The 4,748-nt window shown below is 38.6% G+C and carries 3 protein-coding genes; all 3 read left to right on the forward strand.

Features of this window, described 5'->3' with window-relative positions; genetic code table 11:
* Window positions 1-98 precede the first annotated feature (98 nt).
* Window positions 99-1,652 carry a glycosyl hydrolase family 18 protein gene (locus QZ548_RS08040; protein ID WP_295869557.1) on the forward strand — a complete coding sequence of 518 codons (1,554 nt, stop codon included), beginning with the start codon at window positions 99-101 and terminating at the stop codon, window positions 1,650-1,652.
* Between the two features lie 80 nt (window positions 1,653-1,732).
* Window positions 1,733-4,201: a leucine--tRNA ligase gene (leuS, locus tag QZ548_RS08045; protein ID WP_295869562.1), complete on the forward strand. Its 2,469-nt coding sequence runs from the start codon at window positions 1,733-1,735 to the stop codon at window positions 4,199-4,201.
* 102 nt (window positions 4,202-4,303) lie between these two features.
* Window positions 4,304-4,748: dCMP deaminase family protein (locus QZ548_RS08050; RefSeq protein WP_295869564.1), on the forward strand; the 445-nt coding region annotated here is incomplete at its 3' end.

A 4,748-nucleotide genomic window follows, 5' to 3' on the forward strand; every position in this document is an offset into this window, starting at 1 on the left:
TATAAGCATTGAAATTATAAGTGTCGATATATGTATGATATAATATAGGAATTGTTATGTAAACAAAAGCTAGTCAGCATAAATTATAGGAGACATACATGTTACGTAAATTTGCTATGGTCACTACCTTGGCAGCTGCTGTATTATCTAGTATTTCTGGTAATACCGTACAGGCTGAGGTGTTGGTGCCATTACAACAATATTTAAATACGACCAACCGTAATTATGAGGCGAATCAGTATAAGACATCTTATACAATTTATGTACCACAGCTAGAGCTCAACGGTACAACCATTACGATGAATCCTAAAGCCGTTGGAGAGCCGGTTAAATTACCGATTACCAAACGGGATGGTGCCGAGTATGTTGATGTAGAAAATGCAACACCGTTGATAGGCGTCACCTATACGAAGGATGGTGACCACGTTCAATTGACCGCTGCACCAGAGACGATGCAAGTATTGCAAAATAAACCTGTCCAAGGACCTCTATCTTGGGCTTTTGATCCATGGCCTAACCAAGATGCGCCGTATGCAAAAAAATTGAATGTCAGCGGAGATAACATCATTTCTCCAAGTTGGTTCAAATTGCATAGCCTTGGCTTAGAATCTAGTCCTAATATTAATGTGGACTATGTGAAAGCATACAAGGCCAACGGATATCATGTGTGGCCGCTTATTACAAATCGTTTTGATCCAGATTTTACGAGTGGTATCTTAGCCGATGAAGCAGTGTGGAAGAAATACGCTCAAAATCTCATTCAATACGCTTATATTTATGGATTTGATGGATATAATTTTGACTTTGAAAATGTAGACTATTCTGACCGTGATAAATTGACAAGATTCGTAGCATACTTAGCTGACGAATTACATAAGTATAATATTCAATCCTCTGTAGATGTAACGGGATATTCTAATAGTCCAAATTGGTCTCTTGTATATGACCGTAAGTCCTTAGCTAACAGTGTAGATTATGTCGTATTAATGGCTTATGACGAAACATGGGCCAAGAGTACTACAGCAGGACCAGTTGCAAGTTATCCTTGGGTACGCGATCATGCTGAGAAGATGTTGCAAGAGGTACCAAGTCATAAGCTTGTTCTTGGCATTCCATTCTACACTAGAATTTGGCATGAATCAGGCGGTGTGGCACGGGGTGAAACATTGGCCATTAAAAATGAATCATCTTATTTCACAAATCACGCATCGAATATTATTTGGAATGATACATTAAAATCTTATTGTGCAGCTATTCCAACAACTAGTGGTACCGATAAGATTTGGTTTGAAGATAATAAATCCTTAGGATATAAATTAAACCTAGTGAAAGAATTACAATTGGCCGGCTTTGCTGCATGGCGTAAAGGCTTTGAAGATGATAATACTATTACAATGATTCAAGGCGTTGATTTAGGTAAAGGTACACCTAACACCGCACCAGTTGCTGAAGCTCCTAAGCCTGTTGTTGAAAAACCATTAACAAAAGCTGAACGTAAGGCTCTTGAAAAAGCAGCTAAAGTAAAGGCGAAAGCCGAAGCTAAAGCATCTAAAGAACGTACAAAAGCGAATGCTAAGACTGTGAATGAAAAGCAAAAGGTTGATAATGATATAACGTCTATCGTTCCCGCTGTTCAAGTAGTAAAAAAGTAGATAAATTGACGGTTTATGGTACGAAGTAGTACAATAATACTATTAATTAGAATCACAAACAGATTTGAGGAGGCACCTACATGAACGAAAAATATGTAGCCCAAGATATTGAGAAAAAGTGGCAAAAGTATTGGGATGATAACCATACATTTAAAACAGAATATGATGAATCTAAAGAAAAATACTATGTATTAGAAATGTTCCCGTACCCATCTGGTAACTTACACATGGGTCACGTGCGTAACTATTCCATCGGTGACGTAGTAGCCCGATTCAAAAAAATGAAGGGCTTTAACGTATTACATCCAATGGGCTGGGACTCCTTTGGTATGCCTGCAGAAAACGCAGCTATCAAACATGGTATTGCCCCTAAAACATGGACACTCGACAACATCGAGAACATGAAATTACAACAAAAAGCACTTGGCTTGTCTTATGATTGGGACCGTGAAGTTGCAACATGTAAAGAAGATTACTACAAATGGACGCAATGGTTCTTCCAACAATTTTATAAAAAAGGCTTAGCCTATAAAAAAGAAGCTAAAGTAAACTGGTGCGAAACTTGCCATACTGTATTGGCTAACGAACAAGTAATCGATGGTGCCTGCTGGCGCTGTGACAACCCAGTTGAGAAAAAAGACTTGTCTCAATGGTTCTTGCGCATTACAGAATATGCGGATCGCTTGTTAACTGATTTGGACACTCTTGATCATTGGCCACAACGCGTTAAATTGATGCAAAAGAACTGGATTGGCCGTTCTGAAGGTACAGAATTCTCCTTTGAAGTACCATCCATCAATGAACGCGTATCTGTGTACACTACACGGGTTGATACTATTTATGGCGTAAGCTATGTAGTATTGGCTCCTGAACATCCATATGTAGAACGCCTTATTGAAAATGCGCCTAATAAAGCTGAATTAGAAGCTTTCATTACACGTATGCGCAATATGAGCGATATTGACCGTACATCTACAGAGGCACCTAAAGAAGGTATGTTCACTGGTTCCTATGCAGTAAACCCTATGTCTGGCGAACAAGTTCCTGTGTGGATTGCAAACTATGTATTGGTAGACTATGGTACTGGTGCCGTAATGGGTTCCCCTGCGCATGATGAACGTGACTGGGAATTTGCTCATAAATACGATTTGCCTATTAAACAAGTTGTAGCTTGTGAAGGTGAAGAATACAGCCTTGATAAATGGCAAGAATGGTACCATGAAGATGGTATCCTAGTTAACTCTGGTGAATATAATGGCCAAACATCTGAAGAGGCTCGTAAAACTATTACAGCTGCTCTTAATGAACGCGGTATTGGTGAAGGTAAGGTAAACTTCCGTCTTCGTGACTGGTTGATTTCTCGTCAACGCTATTGGGGCGTGCCAATTCCTGTAGTATATTGTGAAAAATGCGGTGAACAACTCGTTCCTGAAGAAGAGTTGCCAGTACGCTTGCCAGAGGATGTTAAATTTGAATCTGGTGCAGTATCTCCATTGGCTACTTCTGAAAGCTTCCTAAATACTACATGTCCTAAATGTGGTGGTCCTGCACGTCGTGAAACAGATACAATGGATACATTTATCGATTCCTCTTGGTACTTCTTGCGCTATACAGACGCTAAAAACGACCAAGCTCCATTCGATAAAAAAATCGCTAACTACTGGATGAACGTTGACCAATATATCGGCGGTATTGAACATGCTATCTTACACTTGTTGTACTCCCGATTCTTTGTGAAAGTTATTCACGATTTAGGCCTTATCGAAGCTAACGAGCCATTCCGTGGCTTGTTGACACAAGGTATGGTTCTTAAAGAAGGCAGCAAAATGTCTAAATCCAAAGGTAATGTAGTTTCTCCAGAAGAAATTATCAATACTTATGGTGCAGATACTGCACGTTTGTTCATTCTATTTGCAGCTCCTGTAGATCGTGACCTTGATTGGTCTGACCAAGGCGTTGAAGGTTCTTACCGTTTCTTAGGTCGTGTATGGCGTATTGTTGATGCTTACAACGAAGAAGCTAAGAAAAATGTAACTGGTGAACTTACAAAAGACGAATTTGCTTTGCGTCGTGAATTGCATCGTGTTATCAAAAAGGTAACAGAAGACCTCGATAACAACTTCAACTTCAACACTGCTATTTCTGCTATCATGGAACTAGTAAATGCTATGTACGCTCATAAGGACAAAGCTGAAACAATCAATAGTGCTTTAGCTAATGAATTGACTCATTCCTTATTACTTCTTTTAGCACCATTCGTTCCTCATATGACAGAAGAGTTGTGGCATGAATTGGGTGAAACTACATCCATCCACACTGAAAAATGGCCTGTATACGAAGAGGCAGCTCTCGTTGTAGATGAAGTAGAAGTAGTATTACAAGTAAATGGTAAAGTTCGTGATAAACTTACTGTTTCTGTAAATATTACAAAAGAAGAATTAGAAACATTGGCTAAAGAATCTAGTCGTGTTCAAGAGTTTACAGAAGGTAAAAATATTGTAAAAGTTATTTATGTACCTGGTAAACTTGTAAATATCGTAGTTAAATAATGATATTAAATAACGTTTTTAAATAACGATATTCTAGTTATTCAATAATGTAAGCCCCCAACTACATAGGTAGAAGGGGGCTTATTTTTAAGTGAGGTAAGTATGGCAAAACGTAGCGATTATATTTCCTGGGATGAATACTTCATGGGCGTTGCCATCTTAGCAGCACAACGCTCTAAAGATCCTAATACACAAGTTGGTGCGTGTATCGTTAGCAATGATAATAAAATCTTATCCATTGGCTATAATGGCATGCCTTTAAACTGTAGCGATGATGATTTCACATGGGAACGCGATACAGCAGATGATAATAAATATTTCTATACTGTACATAGTGAACTCAATGCCATTCTGAATTATCGTGGTGGCTCTCTAGAGGGTTCCAAGATTTATGTTACATTATTCCCTTGTAATGAATGTGCTAAGGCAATCATTCAAAGTGGTATTAAGGCCGTTATTTATCGCGACGATCTCTATAAGGATACGAAAGAGGTAAAAGCATCTAAGCGGATGTTAAAAACTGCAGGTGTAGAGATTATTGAGTATA

Source organism: uncultured Veillonella sp., assembly GCF_915069625.1.
Taxonomy (GTDB): domain Bacteria; phylum Bacillota; class Negativicutes; order Veillonellales; family Veillonellaceae; genus Veillonella.

Coding starts and splice junctions, on each gene's coding strand:
- leuS (WP_295869562.1), top strand. CDS start 1,733: ATGAACGAAAAATATGTAGCCCAAGATATTGAGAAAAAGTGGCAAAAG.
- QZ548_RS08040 (WP_295869557.1), top strand. CDS start 99: ATGTTACGTAAATTTGCTATGGTCACTACCTTGGCAGCTGCTGTATTA.